19 protein-coding genes are annotated in these 17,916 nt (G+C 61.3%); 12 read left to right on the top strand and 7 right to left on the bottom strand.

Features of this window, described 5'->3' with window-relative positions:
• Positions 1-69: 69 nt before the first annotated feature.
• From pstC to phoB, 5 genes are read left to right on the top strand one after another with little or no spacing between them, the layout of a single operon-like run.
• Positions 70-1,443 (top strand): phosphate ABC transporter permease subunit PstC, encoded by a 1,374-nt coding sequence (gene pstC, locus H6851_18165; GenBank protein ID MCB9945531.1) that lies wholly within the window; start codon positions 70-72, stop codon positions 1,441-1,443.
• On the top strand, positions 1,436-2,770 hold the full coding sequence (gene pstA / locus H6851_18160; protein MCB9945530.1) for a phosphate ABC transporter permease PstA: 1,335 nt from the start codon (positions 1,436-1,438) through the stop codon (positions 2,768-2,770). The genes pstC and pstA overlap by 8 nt, the downstream gene beginning before the upstream one ends.
• A complete protein-coding gene (locus tag H6851_18155; protein ID MCB9945529.1) occupies positions 2,764-3,576 on the top strand; it encodes a phosphate ABC transporter ATP-binding protein in 813 nt (270 codons plus the stop codon). Before pstA ends, H6851_18155 begins: the two co-directional genes overlap by 7 nt.
• Positions 3,576-4,316: a phosphate signaling complex protein PhoU gene (gene phoU, locus H6851_18150; protein MCB9945528.1), complete on the top strand. Its 741-nt coding sequence runs from the start codon at positions 3,576-3,578 to the stop codon at positions 4,314-4,316. Before H6851_18155 ends, phoU begins: the two co-directional genes overlap by 1 nt.
• Positions 4,313-5,014, top strand: a complete 702-nt coding sequence (gene phoB / locus H6851_18145; GenBank protein MCB9945527.1) for a phosphate regulon transcriptional regulator PhoB — start codon at positions 4,313-4,315, stop codon at positions 5,012-5,014. Before phoU ends, phoB begins: the two co-directional genes overlap by 4 nt.
• Before the next feature lie 64 nt (positions 5,015-5,078).
• Here the strand turns inward: phoB and sppA are convergent, their stop codons facing one another.
• The 4 genes from sppA to H6851_18125 form a co-directional block, all read right to left on the bottom strand.
• Positions 5,079-6,809 (bottom strand): signal peptide peptidase SppA, encoded by a 1,731-nt coding sequence (sppA, locus tag H6851_18140; GenBank protein ID MCB9945526.1) that lies wholly within the window; start codon positions 6,807-6,809, stop codon positions 5,079-5,081.
• Between the two features lie 63 nt (positions 6,810-6,872).
• Positions 6,873-8,021, bottom strand: coding sequence for a 23S rRNA (adenine(2503)-C(2))-methyltransferase RlmN (rlmN, locus tag H6851_18135; GenBank protein ID MCB9945525.1), 1,149 nt, complete (start codon positions 8,019-8,021; stop codon positions 6,873-6,875).
• Positions 8,005-8,517, bottom strand: a complete 513-nt coding sequence (locus tag H6851_18130; GenBank protein MCB9945524.1) for a hypothetical protein — start codon at positions 8,515-8,517, stop codon at positions 8,005-8,007. Before H6851_18130 ends, rlmN begins: the two co-directional genes overlap by 17 nt.
• A gap of 170 nt (positions 8,518-8,687) precedes the next feature.
• The gene (locus H6851_18125; GenBank protein MCB9945523.1) at positions 8,688-9,248 is read right to left on the bottom strand and encodes an RNA methyltransferase; all 561 of its coding nucleotides are present in this window, start codon (positions 9,246-9,248) and stop codon (positions 8,688-8,690) included.
• 110 nt (positions 9,249-9,358) lie between these two features.
• On the opposite strand from H6851_18125, the gene H6851_18120 reads away from it, so the two are divergent.
• A complete protein-coding gene (locus H6851_18120; protein MCB9945522.1) occupies positions 9,359-10,339 on the top strand; it encodes an NADPH:quinone oxidoreductase family protein in 981 nt (326 codons plus the stop codon).
• A gap of 18 nt (positions 10,340-10,357) precedes the next feature.
• On the opposite strand, the gene H6851_18115 is transcribed toward H6851_18120, so the two are convergent.
• Positions 10,358-10,843, bottom strand: coding sequence for a DUF192 domain-containing protein (locus H6851_18115; protein MCB9945521.1), 486 nt, complete (start codon positions 10,841-10,843; stop codon positions 10,358-10,360).
• Between H6851_18115 and H6851_18110 the strand changes: the two genes are divergently transcribed.
• Positions 10,842-11,357, top strand: a complete 516-nt coding sequence (locus H6851_18110) for an adenine phosphoribosyltransferase (GenBank protein ID MCB9945520.1) — start codon at positions 10,842-10,844, stop codon at positions 11,355-11,357. The genes H6851_18115 and H6851_18110 overlap by 2 nt on opposite strands.
• Before the next feature lie 30 nt (positions 11,358-11,387).
• Here the strand turns inward: H6851_18110 and H6851_18105 are convergent, their stop codons facing one another.
• Positions 11,388-12,149 (bottom strand): NAD kinase, encoded by a 762-nt coding sequence (locus H6851_18105; GenBank protein ID MCB9945519.1) that lies wholly within the window; start codon positions 12,147-12,149, stop codon positions 11,388-11,390.
• Between the two features lie 141 nt (positions 12,150-12,290).
• Here H6851_18105 and moaA point away from each other — a divergent pair, with 141 nt between their 5' ends.
• From moaA to H6851_18080, 5 genes are all read left to right on the top strand, one after another.
• Entirely contained in the window at positions 12,291-13,283 is a 993-nt protein-coding gene (gene moaA / locus H6851_18100) for a GTP 3',8-cyclase MoaA (protein ID MCB9945518.1), read from the top strand.
• Positions 13,284-13,484: 201 nt separating this feature from the next.
• Positions 13,485-13,967, top strand: coding sequence for a cyclic pyranopterin monophosphate synthase MoaC (gene moaC / locus H6851_18095; GenBank protein ID MCB9945517.1), 483 nt, complete (start codon positions 13,485-13,487; stop codon positions 13,965-13,967).
• Positions 13,964-15,157 (top strand): molybdopterin molybdotransferase MoeA, encoded by a 1,194-nt coding sequence (locus H6851_18090; protein ID MCB9945516.1) that lies wholly within the window; start codon positions 13,964-13,966, stop codon positions 15,155-15,157. The genes moaC and H6851_18090 overlap by 4 nt, the downstream gene beginning before the upstream one ends.
• A gap of 123 nt (positions 15,158-15,280) precedes the next feature.
• A complete protein-coding gene (gene lexA, locus H6851_18085; GenBank protein ID MCB9945515.1) occupies positions 15,281-16,129 on the top strand; it encodes a transcriptional repressor LexA in 849 nt (282 codons plus the stop codon).
• A gap of 108 nt (positions 16,130-16,237) precedes the next feature.
• Positions 16,238-16,963, top strand: a complete 726-nt coding sequence (locus H6851_18080; GenBank protein MCB9945514.1) for an aspartyl/asparaginyl beta-hydroxylase domain-containing protein — start codon at positions 16,238-16,240, stop codon at positions 16,961-16,963.
• A gap of 132 nt (positions 16,964-17,095) precedes the next feature.
• Here the strand turns inward: H6851_18080 and ugpQ are convergent, their stop codons facing one another.
• Positions 17,096-17,896 (bottom strand): glycerophosphodiester phosphodiesterase, encoded by an 801-nt coding sequence (gene ugpQ, locus H6851_18075; GenBank protein MCB9945513.1) that lies wholly within the window; start codon positions 17,894-17,896, stop codon positions 17,096-17,098.
• Between the last annotated feature and the right edge of the window lie 20 nt (positions 17,897-17,916).

Here is a 17,916-nt window from a genome sequence, read left to right as displayed (position 1 = left end):
TTGAACGCTGGAACCGCGCACCGGGATGTTTGCGGTGCGCGGTTCCGTTGCCACGGAAGCGGTAGTGCCATGAGTTTGATCGCGATCGTCCTCGTCCTTGCCCTTGCCGGTTATGTGCTGGGGCGGCGACGCGCCATTACCGTGGCCGATGGCAATCCCGTATCGCTTCACTCCCGCCCGGGGCACTATGGCTGGCACGTCTTCCTGCTCGGAGCCGGACCCGCGGTCGCCCTGACGACCTTCTGGCTGATCGGCGATCAGGTCGTGCTGCGCCGGATCGTGGAAAGCCGTTTGCCGCCCGCCATTCTCGACCAGCCGCCGGAAATGCTGAACTTCTTTATCCAGGACGTTGCCCGCGTTGCCCTGGGCGGAAAGGCGCATGGCGAACTCACGCCGGTCATGCAGGACGCCGCCAGCTATTATGGCTGGCTTCTTTCGGTCTCGACATGGCTGCGCACGATCATCGTTTTGCTGCTGGCGATTTTCGGCATTCATCTCGCCCTGAGGCATGTCGCTGCGGATTTTCGCGCCCGCAACCACGTTGAACGCTGGGTCCGCGGCGCACTGCTGGCCGCGGCGGGGATTTCCATCCTTACGACGGCCGGGATCGTCTTTTCCGTCCTGTTCGAGTCGGTGCGCTTCTTTGACAAGGTTCCCGTCACCGATTTCCTGTTCGGCCTGAGCTGGAGTCCGCAGACGGCCCTGCGTGCCGATCAGGTCGGCTCGTCGGGAAGTTTCGGTGCCGTGCCGCTGTTTGCGGGAACGCTGCTGATCACGGCCATCGCCATGGCCGTGGCAGGTCCGATCGGCATGCTGTCGGCAATGTACCTTTCCGAATATGCTTCGCCGACATTTCGCGGATTTGCCAAGCCGGCGCTGGAAATCCTCGCCGGTGTGCCAACGGTGGTCTACGGCTTCTTCGCCGCCCTCACGGTAGCACCGTTCATCCGCGGTCTGGGGGAATCCCTGGGGCTCAGCGTGTCTTCGGAAAGCGCTCTGGCAGCAGGGCTTGTCATGGGCATCATGATCATTCCGTTCGTCTCCTCGCTGGCTGACGATGCGATATCGGCGGTTCCCCGCGCCCTGCGTGACGCTTCGCTCGGGCTGGGTGCCACGCGTGCGGAAACCATTGTCCAGGTCATCATGCCAGCGGCGTTGCCGGGGATCATTGCCGGCTTCCTGCTCGCCATCAGCCGGGCCATCGGCGAAACCATGATCGTGGTGATGGCTGCCGGCCTTGCGGCCAACCTGACGGGCAATCCCCTGCAGGCGGTCACGACGGTCACGGTCCAGATGGTGACATTGCTCGTGGGCGATCAGGAATTCGACAGCGCCAAGACGCTGGCGGCCTTCGCGCTGGGGCTGGTGCTGTTCCTTTCAACCTTGTTGCTCAATATCATCGCCCTTCGTGTGATGCATACCTACCGGGAACAATATGACTGAAGCATTGCGCGAGACCGACCTGCGGCCGCTTGAGAGGCTTGTCTCGGGGCCGCGACCGACTTTTGCCGAGGGCAACGAACTGGTGCGCCGGCGCTATGCCCGGGAGCGGCGGTTCAGGCTCATGGGGCTGGGTGCCATCGGCCTCGCGCTTGGCCTGCTGGCGGTCCTGCTCCTGTCGGTCGGGACGCAGGGATACAAGGCATTCTGGCAGACCTATGTGACCCTCGATATCGATTTTGCCAGGGACAGGATCGATCCGGAGGGGACTGGCGATCCGGCCGTGATCGGCAAGGCGAACTTCCAGGAACTGATCAACGGCGCCCTCTACCGGATGTTTCCCGATGTCGAAGGTCGACGCGACAGGAAAGCGTTGCGCGGACTGGTGAGTTCGGCTGCGGCGCTGGATCTGCGCGAACAGGTCAAGGCTGATCCATCGCTGATCGGGCAGACGGTTCCCGTCGAGATGCTGGCATCGGATGACATCGATCAATTGATGAAGGGCGAGATCGACCGCAATCTGAAAGAGTCCAACCGGCGGGTGAAGGACCGGGAGCTCATCTGGGTCGATGCACTTGCAGAACAGGGGCGGATCGAGACACGCTTCAACACGGTTCTATTCACGCACGGCGATAGTCGCGAACCCGAGCAGGCCGGCATATGGGGAGCTGTTGTCGGATCATTCTACATGATGATCGTGACATTGCTGCTGGCCGCTCCGATAGGCATCGCGGCTGCGACCTATCTGGAAGAATTCGCCCCCAAGAGCCGCATGACCGATTTCATCGAGGTCAATATCAACAATCTTGCCGCCGTTCCGTCGATTGTTTTCGGTCTGCTCGGTCTTGCCGTCTTCCTGCAGGTATTCCATCTTCCGAGATCGGCTCCGCTTGTCGGTGGTCTCACGCTGACACTCATGACCTTGCCGACCATTGTCGTCGCGACCCGCGCCTCGCTCCGCTCCGTGCCGCCCTCGATCCGCGAGGCGGCGCTGGGCATGGGAGCATCGAAGGTGCAGACCGTGGCCCATCACGTATTGCCACTGGCCTTGCCCGGTATTCTCACGGGGGCGATCATTGGCATGGCTCAGGCCCTTGGCGAGACCGCACCGCTGTTGATGATCGGCATGGTGGCGTTCATCGTCGACATTCCGGCAACTCCCCTCGATCCGGCCACGGCTTTGCCCGTCCAGATCTATCTTTGGGCCGATAGCCCCGAGCGGGCGTTCACCGAGCGGACGGCGGCAGCGATCATGGTGCTGCTCGCCTTCCTCGTGATCATGAATGCCCTGGCGGTCATTCTGCGACGAAAGTTCGAAAGAAAATGGTAGCGCGCGCACTCAAGTTCGAGGAGAGGTCGGCATTGGTCGAAAGTCAGGCGAAGCCGAAAATGTCGACCCGTGGGGTCAATCTCTGGTATGGCGATAAACAGGCCCTGTTCGACGTGTCGCTGGACATCCCGGATCACGAGGTCACGGCGCTGATCGGCCCGTCAGGTTGCGGCAAGTCCACATTCCTCAGATGTCTCAACCGCATGAATGACACGATCGACATATGTCGCGTCGAAGGTGATATTCGCCTCGACGATCAGGACATCTATGCGCGCGAGATCGATGTCGTGCAGTTGCGCTCCCGCGTCGGCATGGTGTTCCAGAAACCCAATCCGTTTCCAAAATCGATCTATGACAACGTCGCCTATGGTCCCCGCATTCACGGGCTGGCCGCGAACAAGGCCGATCTCGACCAGATCGTCGAGACCGCGCTCAAGGGAGCAGGGTTGTGGAAGGAGGTATCCGATCGTCTCGGCTCTCCGGGCAACGGCCTTTCCGGCGGTCAGCAGCAGCGCTTGTGCATTGCCCGGGCGATTGCGGTCAGTCCCGAGGTGATCTTGATGGACGAACCCTGTTCGGCCCTTGACCCAATTGCCACGGCCCACATCGAGGAACTGATCGACGAGCTGCGCGAGAGTTTCACGATTGCCATCGTCACCCATAACATGCAGCAGGCCGCGCGCGTTTCGCAGACGACGGCCTTCTTCCATCTGGGCAAGCTGATCGAGCACAGCTCGACCGACGAAATCTTCACGACTCCTCGCGAGCAGATGACCCAGGATTACATAACGGGGAGGTTCGGTTGATGGCTGGTTCCGAAACCAGAGGCAAGGAACAAGGGAATGCCGGCGAGAGTGGCGATGATGCGTCGCGCCGACATGTCGTGCGGTCGTTCGACCAGGATCTCAATCAGCTCAACAGCATGATCGTGCGCATGGGCGGTCTGGTCGAACAGCAGGTCGCTCATACCGCGAAGGCGCTCATCGACCGCGATGACGAACTGGCGGCCCGCGTGCGCGAGCGCGACAAGGAAGTGGACGAGCTGGAAGAGGGCATCGACCAGTTGGCGATCCGGCTGCTGGCGACCCGGCAGCCGATGGCCATAGACCTGCGCATCGTCGCGATGTCGCTCAAATTGTCGAACGATCTCGAACGGATAGGCGATTATGCCAAGAGCATCGCCAAGAGGGCGATCCGGCTTTCGTCGCAGCCGCCGCTGAAACCTCTGGTCATCATCCCGAGCATGTCCGAGATGGTCCAGGGCATGGTCAAGGATGTGCTCGACGCGTTTGTCGAGCGCAACACCGAAAAGGCGATGTCGGTCTGGCGCAGGGACAGTCAGGTCGACGAGTTCTACGATAGCCTGTTCCGCGAGTTGATTACCTTCATTCTTGAGGATCCGCGTCACACCAGCACCTGCATCGACCTGATGTTCATTGCCAAGAATCTCGAACGTATCGGTGACCACGCCACCAACATCGCGGAAAAGATCCATTACATGGTTCATGGAACGCAGATCAACTGGACCAGGGCGGATGAGTCATGAATCCGCAGGTCCTGATTGTCGAGGACGAGGTGCCGTTGCAAAAGATGCTGGCCTACAACCTCAAGGCGGCCGGTTTTGACACGATCCAGGCCTACGATGGCGAGGAGGCGTTGCTGCTCAGCGAGGAGCGGGTGCCCGACATGGTCCTGCTCGACTGGATGCTGCCCCAACTGTCAGGTCTGGAAGTGTGTCGCAGGCTGCGACGGCGGGCTGCTACGGCGCAGGTGCCCATCATCATGATCACTGCACGTGGCGAGGAAATCGACCGTGTGCGGGGATTGGAAACCGGTGCGGACGACTACATCACCAAACCCTTCTCGCCGGCGGAGGTCGTGGCGCGGGTCAGGGCGGTGCTGCGCCGATCGCGACCATCCTTGCTCGAAGAGATTCTCACGTTTCACGACATTCGTCTCGACCTGGTGGCACACCGGGCGTTTCGCGGTGAGCGCGAGGTGCATCTGTCACCTACCGAGTTCCGCTTGCTGCGCTACTTCATGGAGAATGTCGGAAGGGTCTTCGGCCGTTCGCATCTGCTCGATCGTGTTTGGGGTGATGAGATGGAGATCGAACTCCGTACCGTCGACGCCACGATCCGTCGTCTGCGGCGCTCGCTCAACGAAGGTGGCGAAGAGGATCTCATCCGCACGGTGCGATCCGAGGGGTATGCCATGGACTCCAGCAAGACTGTCGTGGGCTGATCCTCGCATGTCCGCATCGTTGACGGTTGGCGAAAGGGGACGTTCGGCAAGTGCCGGAATTTCCTCAATGGATCTGAAAGTAGGGTATCCTCGCCAGGCCGGTGGCGGATGACAGGCGATTCCATATCAGCGCTGCTTCGGCAAACTGGCCGAACTGCCTGTCCAGTATTTCCTCCAGTCGTTCGATCGAGCTTTTCGGACGCGGCCATGGAATGATCCGCACGTCGCGGCCGTCGTCGAGGGCCAGCAGGCTGCGGGCTTCGTCGATGGCTTCGGGAATACCGCCAAGACGGTCGACAAGGCCGATGTCGAGAGCATCCGCTCCGGTCCATACACGTCCCTGCGCTATCCTCTCGACGGCGTCGACATCAAGCTTGCGCCCTTCGGCGACCCCCTTGACGAACCGTCCGTAGATGTCATCGAGTGCCGCGTTCATGGCGGCCTTGCCGTGAACATCGAAATTCCTGGCGATCGACCACATGTCGGCATTTTCGCCACGCTGGATCGTTTCCCAATTGATACCCAGCTTCGCCGACAGCCCGGCGATGACCGGTTTGCCCGCAATGACGCCGATCGAGCCTGTCAATGTCCCCGGCTGGGCAACGATGCGGCTCGCGCCCATGGCAATCCAGTAGCCTCCCGAGGCTGCCAGATTGCCCATCGAAATGATGACCGGTTTGCCTTCATCGACGGCCGTCCGGATTTCGTGGGCAATGGTTTCCGACGCAATGGCGGAACCGCCGCCGGTATCGAGACGCAGGATGATGGCCTCGATGTGGCGATCTTCGACAGCTTCGCGGATGGTCTCGGCCAGTGTATCTCCGGCAATGTTCTCCGAAAGGTCCTGATCACCACGTACCACATTTCCCGCGCTCCGGATCAGGGCAACTCCAACACTGTCTTTCCCCGGCTTATTCCCATCATCGTTACCTTGACCGATGTGGAAATATTCAGCGATGTCCATGATCTCCGGATCGCCAAGTTCTTCGGTGAAGTCGTCAAGGGCGGTCTGCCGATATTCGATGCCGTCGATCAGCCCGGCCTCGGCCGCCTGTTCGACGGAAAGCGGCCCCTTGTCGACCAGTGTTCGTACAACTGCGGGTGCAAGCAAACGGTTTTCGGCAATGGACGCCACAAGCTGGTCATAGAGCGAGTCCAGCAGGGCCTCCATCATCTCGCGATGTTCCGGGCTGAATCCCGTATGGGTGGCGTTGTCCATCATGGTCTTGTAGCCCCCCCGCCGGAATACGGCGGGTTCGACGCCAATCTTGTCGAAGAACTCGCGTGCGAAAGGCATCTCGATGGCGATGCCGGTGAGGCCGATCATTCCCCCCGGCTGAACATAGAGCCGCTCCAGAGCCGAAGCGATCATGTAGCCCTCATTGCCGCTGCCGATCTCGCCGATCGTGTCCGCCCACCCCACGGTCGGTTTGCCGCCGGCGCCAAAGTGCCGCAATGCCTCCAGCATCTCCTGGGCCTTGGCAAAGCCGTGTTCGGTCTCGGCAATGCGCACGAACAATCCGGCGACATGATCGTCAGTCGCGGCTTTCCCGAGGGCCAGGACAAGCTCGCTGATACTCAGGGGAGCATTATCGGAAAAATAGTCAAAGGGAGAAAAATCGCTTGTCTCGGAATAGGATGACCGAAGATCGACGGTCAGCATCACCTTGTCGGGGATGTCGCGGGTTTCCTGCGTTCGCGTGGAATACCAGTAGCCGGCACCGACAAGTCCCGCAATGGCGAGAACGGCGAGAAATCCGATGACGGCCAACGTGCCGACGAGAAACCGTCTCAAACGTGGTCTCCTGATGCAAAAGGCGCCAGTTTTTGAAAGACGTCCAGGGGAGAACGGTTCAGGTCAGGCAGCGCGTCGGCGGGCGCGTTCGCTGGCTGTCTTGAGCTGACCGCACGCAGCCAGGATATCACGTCCGCGCGGCGTTCGCACGGGTGAAGCATAACCTGCGGTCTCAACAATATTCGCAAATGCACGTATTCGGTTATTCGAGGAACACTCGTAGATGCTTCCCGGCCAGGGATTGAACGGGATGAGGTTGACCTTTGCCGGAATGTCCTTCAGCAGGCGGACAAGCTCGCGGGCATCGGAGTCACTGTCGTTCACTCCCTTGAGCATGACATATTCGAAGGTGATGGGCCGTCGGGCGGGATAGCGGCGGCAGGCATCCAGCAGCTTGGCAATATTCCACTTGCGATTGACGGGGACGAGTTCGTCTCGCAAATCGTCGCGCACCGCATGCAGGGAGATGGCGAGTCCGACGCCGAGTTCTTCGCCGCATTGCTCGATTCGCGGTACCACGCCGGAAGTCGACAGGGTGATCCGCCGTCTCGAAAGGTTCAGCCCTTCCTCGTCCATGGCCAGCCGCAGGGCCTGCGCCGTGTTGTCATAATTGAACAGGGGCTCGCCCATTCCCATGACGACGATATTCGTGAAAAGACGCTTGTCTCCGCCCGTTGGCCACTCGCCCAATGAATCACGGCAGACCATCATCTGTGCCAGAATCTCGGCGGGACCGAGATTGCGTACCAGCGGCATCGTACCGGTATGGCAGAACTTGCAGGTGAGCGTGCACCCGACCTGGGTCGAAACACACAGCGCCCCGCGGTCTTCTTCGGGGATGAAAACGCATTCGACCTCCTGGCCGTCGTCGAAGCGCAACAACCATTTCCGGGTACCGTCCCGTGAATGCTGTGCCGCGACGATCTCCGGGCGAGCCACCGACCACGATGCGGCAAGGGCCTCCCGGGTCGCTTTGGGCAGGGTCGACATGGCATCGAACTCGGCAGCACCACGGAAATAGATCCAGTGGAACAGCTGCCGTGCCCGCATTCCTGCCCGCTTCCCGTCACCATCGATGGCGCCGATGATTCCCGCCAGTTCCTCGACGGGCCGTCCGAGAAGGCTGGGGAGACGGACCGGCGCTCCCGCATCGACCGCCGGTATCGCCGAAGGGTTCTTCGTAGCGTCGTGAATATCAGCGCTTGCAGGCATTCTGCAGGGCCTGATATGCGGCGGTAAAGCCAAGCAGCGAATAGGTATCGATGGAGTAGGTATCCTTCACCGATGTACCGCGCACACTCATTTCCGAGCCCGACTTCATGGCCGAGATCAGCTTCTGGTCGTCATCCGAGGTGACCGCCCAGGCATGCTCGCCACGGGTGAACATCACGAAGGTCTGGTCGGAGATCGTCACCTCGACATTGCTGCCTTCCAGATAGGAATATCCCGGTTGAACACTGACCTGCTCGTTGGGTGCATCCATGGGCAGCTTGGCGACCAGCACCGCCGCCGGACCGCGGCGGGTGTAATTGCCCTCTTCCTTGGTCGGCTCGCTGGCGATGTAGCAGACCTGACCCTGACCGTTGTCGTAGGAGTAAAGGTTCCAGTCGCGGAACGTCTCGACAAACTGAGGAGTGCCACTTTGGGCAGAGGCCAGCGATGGCAACAGCGCAAGGACCGCTGCAAGGATCATCGGCGTGATACGCATGATCTCCCTTCGAACAAAGCAGTGTGTCATACGGCGGACCTCGATGGGGACAGCGAACGGACCACGCCGAGGCTCAACTTCAAGGCATTCCGTGTAGCTTGGAGACGACGATACGTCACCATCCGTTCTCCCGAAAGTTGCACAATCTTATGGCTTCATGTCAACGCGTGTCATCCGGGCAAAAGTGTCCGCCGCGTTCCGGCCGCCGGCCGGGGCGCTTTTCCCCCTACCGCCAAAAGCTCCAACGGTCCACCCGGTGCGACGGGACGATCAGGGTAGCAACCGAGGCTCCGTACACGATCGTACATCACGATGGCACCGGCAACCGCGAGGTTGATGCAAAACCGGGTGGGAATGCGGATCACATGATCGCAGCGCCCGAGCATGTCCTGCGACAGCGATCCGCGTTCGGGGCCAAAGACATAGGCCGCCTGGCGGGGATGGCGAAAGCTCGGCAGGTCAACCGCATCGTCAAGCAGTTCGACACCGACGACCGAACATGCGCGCGGCAGCTGCATCGACGCGACATCCGGATAGTCGTAGACCGGCAGCTGATGGTGCGAATGCGAGGTATCCGACTTGCTTGCCTTGACGGAATAATGGGCATGGATAAGGAACACGAAACTGGCGCCGAAGGCATGGGCCGACCGGACGAGATTGCCCATGTTCATGGGTTTGCTGATACCTTCCGCGCCTATGGCGAAGAAGCCGCGTTGTATCGGGTCTGTCATGCCGACGGGTTTAGCGTCTCGCCGCCGCACTTTCCAGAGGCGTTCGTTGCTGCCAACCTGCGGCCTGGTCATTGGACATGGTCGGGGCGTCGAGACGGGGAATTGCGGTTATGAAAGCGGTAGTCTGCAGGCAGCTGGGCGATATCGGCGGGCTCGCGATCGAAGATGTCGACACGCCGCGTCCGGGCGAGGGGGAAATCCTCATCGACGTCGCCGCGGCGGGGCTCAACTTCGCCGATCTTCTCATGATCTCCGGTCGCTATCAGGAGCGGCGCGAGCCGCCGTTCGTGCCGGGTCTCGAACTGGCGGGGCGAGTCGGTGCCGTTGGTGCCGGGGTAAACGAACTGAGCGTGGGACAGCGGGTGCTGGCTCCCGTCGACAGTGGTGCATTCGCCGAAAAGGTGATTGCCCGCGCCAATGACGTGGTGCCGTTGCCCGACACCATCGATGATGTCACAGCCGCCGGCTTTGCCATCGCCTACGGGACATCACACGGAGCGCTGGAGTGGCGGGCGCATCTGCAGCCGGGCGAACGCCTGCTGGTCCACGGGGCGGCGGGCGGTGTCGGGCTCACTGCCGTCGAGATCGGCAAGCGCATGGGAGCGCATGTCACGGCCACCGCAAGGGGAGATGACAAGCTCGCTGTCGCCAGAAGCCATGGCGCCGATGAGGTGATCGACAGCGGCAGCGATGATCTCGTCGGTTTGCTGAAGGCCGCTCACGACGGTGCCGGATTTGACGTCGTCTACGATCCCGTTGGCGGTGCCATGTTCGATGCCTCGCTGCGCGCCATGGCCTGGGAAGGGCGCCTGTTGTGTATCGGTTTCGCATCCGGTGAGGTGCCGAAGATTCCGGCCAATATCCTGCTTGTGAAGAATTTGGCGGCCCTGGGACTTTATTGGGGTAGCTACCGGCGCAAGGATCCGGTCCGGTTGCGCAGGAGTCTCGGCACACTGCTCGCCTGGCATGGCGAAGGGACCCTCAAGCCGCTTGTCTCGGCCACATTCCCGATGGAACGGGTCGTCGAGGCGCTTGAACAGCTTCGCTCGCGCCGGTCGCAGGGCAAGGTCGTCCTGACCATGCGCGGGTGACGTCTGGTCGGATGATGCCTACTTCGTGCCGAAAAAGGGATGGATGACCCTGTCGCCGGTCCTTATGCCCAGCAACTGCGTCACATGGGCGTTGAGTTCCAGCACGCCCAGCACCTTGCCCTCGGAGGAGCGGGTGGTGTCGGTCCGGGGCTCGGCCGCCGCAATGATATGGTGGATGGTGCCGTCAGGGTTGATGAACAGCATGTCCAGCGGGATCAGGGTATTGCGCATCCACATGGCGACTGGCTGCAGCCGTTCGAATTCGAACAGCATGCCATGATCGACCGGCATGTCCTCGCGAAACATGAGCCCCTGCGCGCGACGCCCCGGAGTATCGGCAATCTCGACGGTGAAGCGATGCCTGCCGCTTGACGTTTCGATCCAAAGCTCGGATTGGGAAAAGGTCTCCTGGGCCATCGCGCCCGGGAGTACGTCGCCGCCGGCAACGATGCCCGAAAGGCAAGGGGCCAGCAGACATACCAGCAGGAGACGCAAGCTGATCATGGATCTCGACAGCCACATTCGACGCATTCCTGACTTTCCCAAACCCGGGATCCTTTTCTACGATATCTCGACGCTTCTGCAACATGCGCAGGCATGGAGCGAGGCTGCCCGACGCATGGCCGACATGATCGCGGACCTCAAGCCCGACCTGATCGCGGGCATCGAAAGTCGCGGTTTTCTCCTTGCGGCACCCGTCTCCATTCGCCTTGGTACCGGTATGGTCATGATCCGCAAGGTCGGCAAGCTGCCCGGCACGGTGGTGAGCCATTCCTACGACCTCGAATATGGCAGTGATACCCTGCAGGTTTCCGACGGGCTTGTACCCCGTGGTGCGCGCGTGGTGCTCATCGACGACCTGATCGCTACCGGCGGTACGGCGCAGGCTGCGGTCCAGCTCCTGCGCAAGGTCGGTGCGGATGTGGTCGGTGCCGCCTTCATGATCGAACTCGACGGTCTTGGCGGAGTGGCCAAACTCGGCACTCCCGCGCGCTGCCTGCTGAGCTATCCCGCGTGAGGACCGGACCGGGCCGGCGATTGTCGTTCTTCAGCCGGGGACGAACTGCTCCTTGAGGATCCGCTCTTCGAGATTGTGTTCGGCATCGAACAGGATCTCGAAGAAGAACGTCTCGTCTTCCCAGACTTCGACCTCCACCACATCGCGGACTTCGGTGAAATCCGCCACCGCGCTCACGGGTCGCTTGCGCGCTTCATTGACGCGGATGACGAAGCGCACACTGTTGGGCATCAGCGCTCCGCGCCAGCGACGTGGCCGGAACGCGCTGATCGGGGTGAGGGCCAGAATGGGGCTGCCCAGGGGTATGATCGGTCCATTGGCCGACAGGTTGTAGGCGGTCGATCCGGCGGGGGTCGCCACCAGCAGGCCGTCGCAGACCAGTTCGGACATCCGGCACACGCCGTCGATGTCGATGCTGAGCTTGGCCGCCTGCCGGGTCTCGCGGAAGATCGATACCTCGTTGACGGCATATTCCTCGAAAATGTCGCCGCGTCCGGTACGCGCCCTCATGCGCAGGGGGTGCAGCGCGAATCTCTTCGCCCGTCCAATGCGTTCGGGCAGCCCGCCTGGCCGGTACTCGTTGAGCAGGAAGCCCACCGTCCCCAAATTCATCCCGTAGATGGAGCACGGTCCCTCCGGCAGGTCGTGGAGGGTCTCCAGCATGAACCCGTCGCCGCCCAGCGGCACGATGACGTCGGCATCTTCCAGTCGAGCGTTCCCGTAACGGCGGATCAGTGCCGCCTGGGCGTCTCTTGCATCTTCAGAATCGGCTGCGGGAAATGACAGCTTCATTGACCGATGATATCCATGTAAAACCCGTTCTGGCGGTCCGGACCATAGGCCGGATTGATCGCACTGTCGCGACAAATGCCCTCGATACTTGACCGGCATGCAGGCAACGCCGACATAGAAGTGGGGCCATGGAGGAAGGAAATGCTGATCGACCCGTTCGATCGTCATGTAAGCTATGTCCGCATCTCGGTCACGGACCGTTGCGATTTCCGCTGCGTATACTGCATGGCGGAAAACATGACCTTTCTGCCGAAGAAGGACCTCTTGTCGCTCGAGGAACTGGCCCGGCTGTGTGGCGCCTTCGTGGATCAGGGCGTGCGCCGGATCCGTCTTACGGGAGGCGAGCCGCTGGTTCGTCGAAACATCATGTGGCTCATTCGCGAAATCGGTGCCGATGTGGGGAATGGCCGGCTTGACGAACTCACGATCACCACCAACGGCAGCCAGCTTTCCCGCTTCGCCGACGATCTCGTGAAGGCGGGTGTGCGTCGTGTCAACGTGTCGCTCGACACGCTTGATCGCGACCGGTTCGAGAAGATCACCCGCTGGGGCAAGTTCGACAAGGTGATGGAGGGGATCTCGGCAGCCAAGGGTGCCGGTCTTTCCGTCAAGATCAATGCCGTTGCGCTCAAGGGGTTCAACGAGGATGAGCTTGATCGCATGATCGGCTGGTGCGGTGCCGAAGGCTTCGATCTGACCCTTATCGAGACCATGCCGATGGGCGAGGTCGACGAGGATCGAACGGATCACTACCTCCCGCTGTCACTTCTGCGCGCGCGTCTGGAGGAGAACTGGACGCTCACCGATATTCCTTACAAGACCGGCGGCCCCGCCCGCTACGTCGAGGTGGGGGAAACCGGCGGCCGGCTGGGGTTCATCACGCCCATGACCCACAATTTCTGCGAAAGTTGCAACCGGGTGCGCGTCACCTGCACTGGTACCATGTTCATGTGCCTGGGACAGGATGCCGCTGTCGATTTGCGTGATGCCCTGCGCGCTTCGGACGGCAATCAGGTGCTCGCCGAAGCCATCCGCGGCGGCATTGCCAGAAAACCCAAGGGACACGATTTCATCATCGATCGCCGGCACAATCGTCCAGCCGTCAAGCGCCATATGAGCGTCACGGGAGGGTAGGCAGGAAACCGGTTTGCCGGCTGGCTTGCCTTGCCGCTCCTGTCCCGACCGATCGAGCCTGCTCCGGTGACCAGAGCCACCCGCCCTTCCAGAGCCCCTGCATGTTTGCCTCTCCCGTGTTCGACGGTGTTGAGTTAACGGCATTCAGATCCCAGGATGACCGCTCTCATGAGCGATTGTCTGCATTTTATCGGAGCCATCATGAGCGATCTCACTCATATCGATGCCGAGGGTAATGCCGTGATGGTCGATGTCGGCGGCAAGGATGTCACCGAGCGCAGTGCGACGGCATGCGGTGTGGTCATCATGGAGCCCGCTACGCTGCAGCGAATCTCGGATCGGGGTATCAAGAAGGGCGACGTGCTGACGATAGCCCAGCTTGCCGGAATCATGGGAGCCAAGCGCACCAGCGATCTCATCCCCCTTTGCCACCCTTTGCCGCTGACATCGGTCAGGGTTCGTCTCGAACCTGATACCGAATTGCCGGGAGTGCGTATCGAGGCTGTATGCAAGGTGAGCCACAGGACAGGTGTCGAAATGGAAGCGTTGACGGCAGTCAGTGTTGCAGCTCTGACGATCTACGACATGTGCAAGGCGCTCGACCGGGGCATGCGCATTACCGGCATACGGCTCATCCGCAAGACAGGTGGCCGTTCGGGCGATTATGCGGTGCCGGTTGCATGATCGAAGTGAGTGAAGCGCAGGAGCGCATCTATGCCGCGGCACCGGCCATGCCAACGGAGTGGGTGCCGCTCGGTAACGCATTGGGGCGGGTGCTGGCGTGTGATGTCGAGGCGCGGCGCGATCAGCCGCCACGAGCCGTTTCGGCAATGGATGGATATGCGGTCCGCTCGGTTGATGCGTCGGGGACGATGCGGGTTGTCGGCGAGGTTGCGGCGGGCTCGGCCGTCGACATAGGGCTGGGTTCGGGCGAGGCTGTCCGCATTTTTACGGGTGGCGTGCTGCCCAAGGGGGCGGATGCCGTCCTTATCCAGGAAAATGCGCGGCGAGAGGGGGACATGTTGTCTGCCACCGGGCCCGTGCATCCGGGTCTGTTCGTCCGCCCGCAGGGGCTCGATTTTGCGGCAGGATACCGGGGGTTGCGGGCAGGGCGGGTGCTTGATCCCCGCGCACTGGGGTTGGCAGCCGTGATGGGGCATGGCCATGTCGGTGTTCGGATCCGTCCGCGCGTGGGCGTGCTCGCCACCGGAGATGAACTGCGGCTGCCTGGTGAAACGCCCGAAGCGCACCAGATCACTTCGTCAAACTCCACGGCCCTTTGCGCCATGCTTCGCTGCTGGGGAGCCGAGCCGGTGGATCTGGGCATTGCCCGTGACGACAGGAATGCCCTTGCCGATGCGCTGGCCCACGCCCGGAATGTCGACATGCTGGTAACGACAGGAGGCGCTTCGGTAGGCGAACACGACCTCATCCGCGAGGTCATGACGGGAGTCGGGATCGAATTGAATTTCTGGAAGATTCGCATGAGGCCCGGGAAGCCCCTGATCTTCGGCCGGCTCGCCGAGCGACCGTTCCTCGGACTGCCTGGGAATCCGGTATCGACCATCGTTTGTGGGATTATGTTCCTGCGCGGCGCTGTATACAGCAGTCTCGGCCTGTATGCGGGCTTGCCATGGAGGGATGCCGCGATTGCCCACGATCTGGAGGCCAACGACACCCGGCGCGATTTCGTACGCGGCTTCCGGCTCGATGATGGAAGGGTTGATGTCGCCGCACGCCAGGACAGTTCGATGCTGGCGGTCATGAGCGGTGCCGACGTGCTGCTCGAACGTCCCCCATTCGATCCAGCGCGCAAGGCCGGTGAAACCATGCGTGTACTCGACTTGGCCGAGGTGCTTCACGTGATGGTTTAACTGGACGAGCTGCCGACTGCTAGATGGTTGACCTGAAACGAGAACCAAATTAGAACATCCTGAGATGGACGGGAGTGATACCTTCCCGGTTTTTGCTGCGATGACATTCGGGTGAACGGGTCCGTGCTGACGCAACGACAACTGCAACTTCTGCGATTTGTTCATGAACACATGGATAAGCACGGGATTTGTCCGTCCTTTGAGGAGATGCGGGCGGCGCTTGGTTTGAGATCGAAGTCGGGAATACATCGGCTTGTCTCGGGACTGGAAGAGCGGGGGTTCATTCGCCGGCTTGCATACCGGGCGCGTGCGGTGGAAATCCTCAAGTTGCCACCGGTCGGAAGTGGCGACCGTGACAAGGGCGTGCCGAGACTGGTTGACGATCAGGCCGGTGGGTTGCGCGAGGAGGCTGCGCGGGATTTTGGCAAGGCGAGCGAGCCCGTTCTCTTTGGTGACGCATCGGTGCCGGCGAGTGCATTTGCGAGTGAAGAACCGGGGCGAGACCTTGTCGGATGTCGTGAAGCGGCAAGCAACATCCTGCGAGGCAATTTTCGCGGACGCTCACATCGACCCAGTGACATTGATGGCGGCAGTGTAAGCTTGCCGCTTTATGGCCGAATCGCGGCCGGTACACCCATTGAAGCCTTTGCCGACAACGAGACGGTTATCCAGGTGCCAAACCTGCTCATGGGCGACGGCGAGCACTATGTCGTTCAGGTGGCCGGCGATTCGATGATCGAGGCAGGGGTGGTGGACGGCGACTATGTCGTCATCCAGCGCTGCGACACGGCCGAGAACGGTACCATCGTGGTGGCCCTGGTCGAGGGCCGCGAGGTTACTCTCAAGCGTATCCGCCGGCGTGGCGCGTCCATTGCCCTGGAGCCGGCCAATCCCAACTACGAAATCCGTATCTTTGGCCCGCATCAGGTCAAGGTCCAGGGAAGGCTCGTGGGGTTGTTGCGGCGCTACTGATCGCTCTTTGCCATGTTTCTCCCTCTCTGGATGCTTGCCCGAATGACGTGACGGGAGCATACCAAGGTCGAGTCTCGGCTCGCTGCTGCTATTTCGGGGGATGGACGCATGGATATCGGTGTACCGCTACGCGATCTCGGGCCGGTCAAGGTCGGGCCGTTGGTTGAGCTGGTCAACGGTCTGAGCGAGAAGGATTGGACAGAATACAATTTCCGTCGGGATGCGCTGGCGGACAAGGTTCATTCGGTGACGGACAACATCGTGCTGAAGACCGAATGGCATCCGTCGGCCACCACGACAGGCATCAAGCATTTCGAGGATCTGGTCTGGGCCTGGGCCACCGAGCGCGGCCTCGACCCCACAAAGTTCCTGCCTGTGGCACGTGAGGAAACCGACACATGGCCAGTGTTCACCATGCCCGATTACGCCCGCTACCGGGATATCGTCGAACCCGTCGTGGAACAGGTCGTCGAACGGATCAAGGGACCGCGTGGCATCGTCACCCGCATTGCTCTTGTCCGGTTGCGTGGGGGAGACAAGATTGCTCCCCATGTGGATGGTCACCTGATGGCTACACGCTCCCATCGGATCCATGTGCCGCTCAGTCCGTCCCAGTCGGTCACCTACAAGATCGACGGCCGCAAGCTCGAAATGAAACTCGGGCACGCCTATGACTTCAACAACCGCAAACGGCATTCCGTGCGCAATGAAGGCCGAAGGCACAGGGTCAACCTGTTCATCGACTATTGTCCCGACCGTGGGCTCTTCATACCCGATCCATTTTCCTCTGACGCACCGCTCTATGCGCCTCGTACGCCGGTGCTGGCAGCCTGAACTTACCCGACAAAGCCGGACGAGGAAGGGCAGGCCGTTACGATGTCCGCAGGACAGGGCAGGCGTGACGGCCGGTCGACGGCGATGAAGGCTGCTGCATGCAGCCCCGTTGTGACTGTATGCGATCGTTGCTCAGCGAAGCGGCGCCGTTCCACCAATGGCATCAAAGATGACATCCGGAGCATCGGTGATGATCGAGCTTGCACCGGCCTGCAACAGCTCTACCGCGCGACTTCCATCATTGACGGTATACAGCAGCACGGGAATGCCTTCTTCCGTTGCCGTGGAGAGAAGGTCCGGTGTCACTACCTTGTGGTTGATGTGCAGGCTTGCGCACTGCAACTCATCCAGTGCGCCGGGCCAGTCTCGCATGAACTCGTCGATCAGAAGGCCGCGAGGCATGTCGATGGCGATATCACGTGCTCTGGCCAGGGCCGCCAGGCTGAAACTGGAAAGCAGGGGCCATGGTCGGTGTTCGGGCCAGTGACGACGCAGCACGTCGACGATCGCATCCGTCGTCTCCCTGTCGCTGCCGGGTGTGGGCTTGATCTCGAGATTCAGTCCCATGTCGAGCCGGTCGAGCAAGGCAATCAGTGCAACCAGTGTCGGGAGCCTTTCGCCACGACTGGCCGCGGCGAACCAGCTGCCGGCATCCATGACTGAAAGCTCTTTCATCGTGCGCCTGCTGGCGCGGCCCCTGCCGTCGGTGGTGCGGTCGAGTTTCGTATCATGGAGCAGGAAGGGGATCCGGTCTGCGGACAGCTTGACGTCAACCTCGACCCACTGCACTCCGAGTTCATGCGCCTTCCTGACGGAAGCAAGCGTGTTCTCGGGGGCGTATCGGGCGGCACCCCGGTGGCCGATTACCGCAGGGACGTTCTGGCGAAGATAAAAGCGCTGGTCGTCCAGGTTTTCGGTCGCGACGCTGTCCAATCGGCCTTTCCTCCACTGGT

This window comes from Geminicoccaceae bacterium, from assembly GCA_020638465.1.
In the GTDB taxonomy this organism is placed as follows: domain Bacteria; phylum Pseudomonadota; class Alphaproteobacteria; order Geminicoccales; family Geminicoccaceae; genus JAGREO01.
Note: the sequence above shows the minus strand (reverse complement) of the source record. Positions and strands in the feature narration are given on the sequence as shown.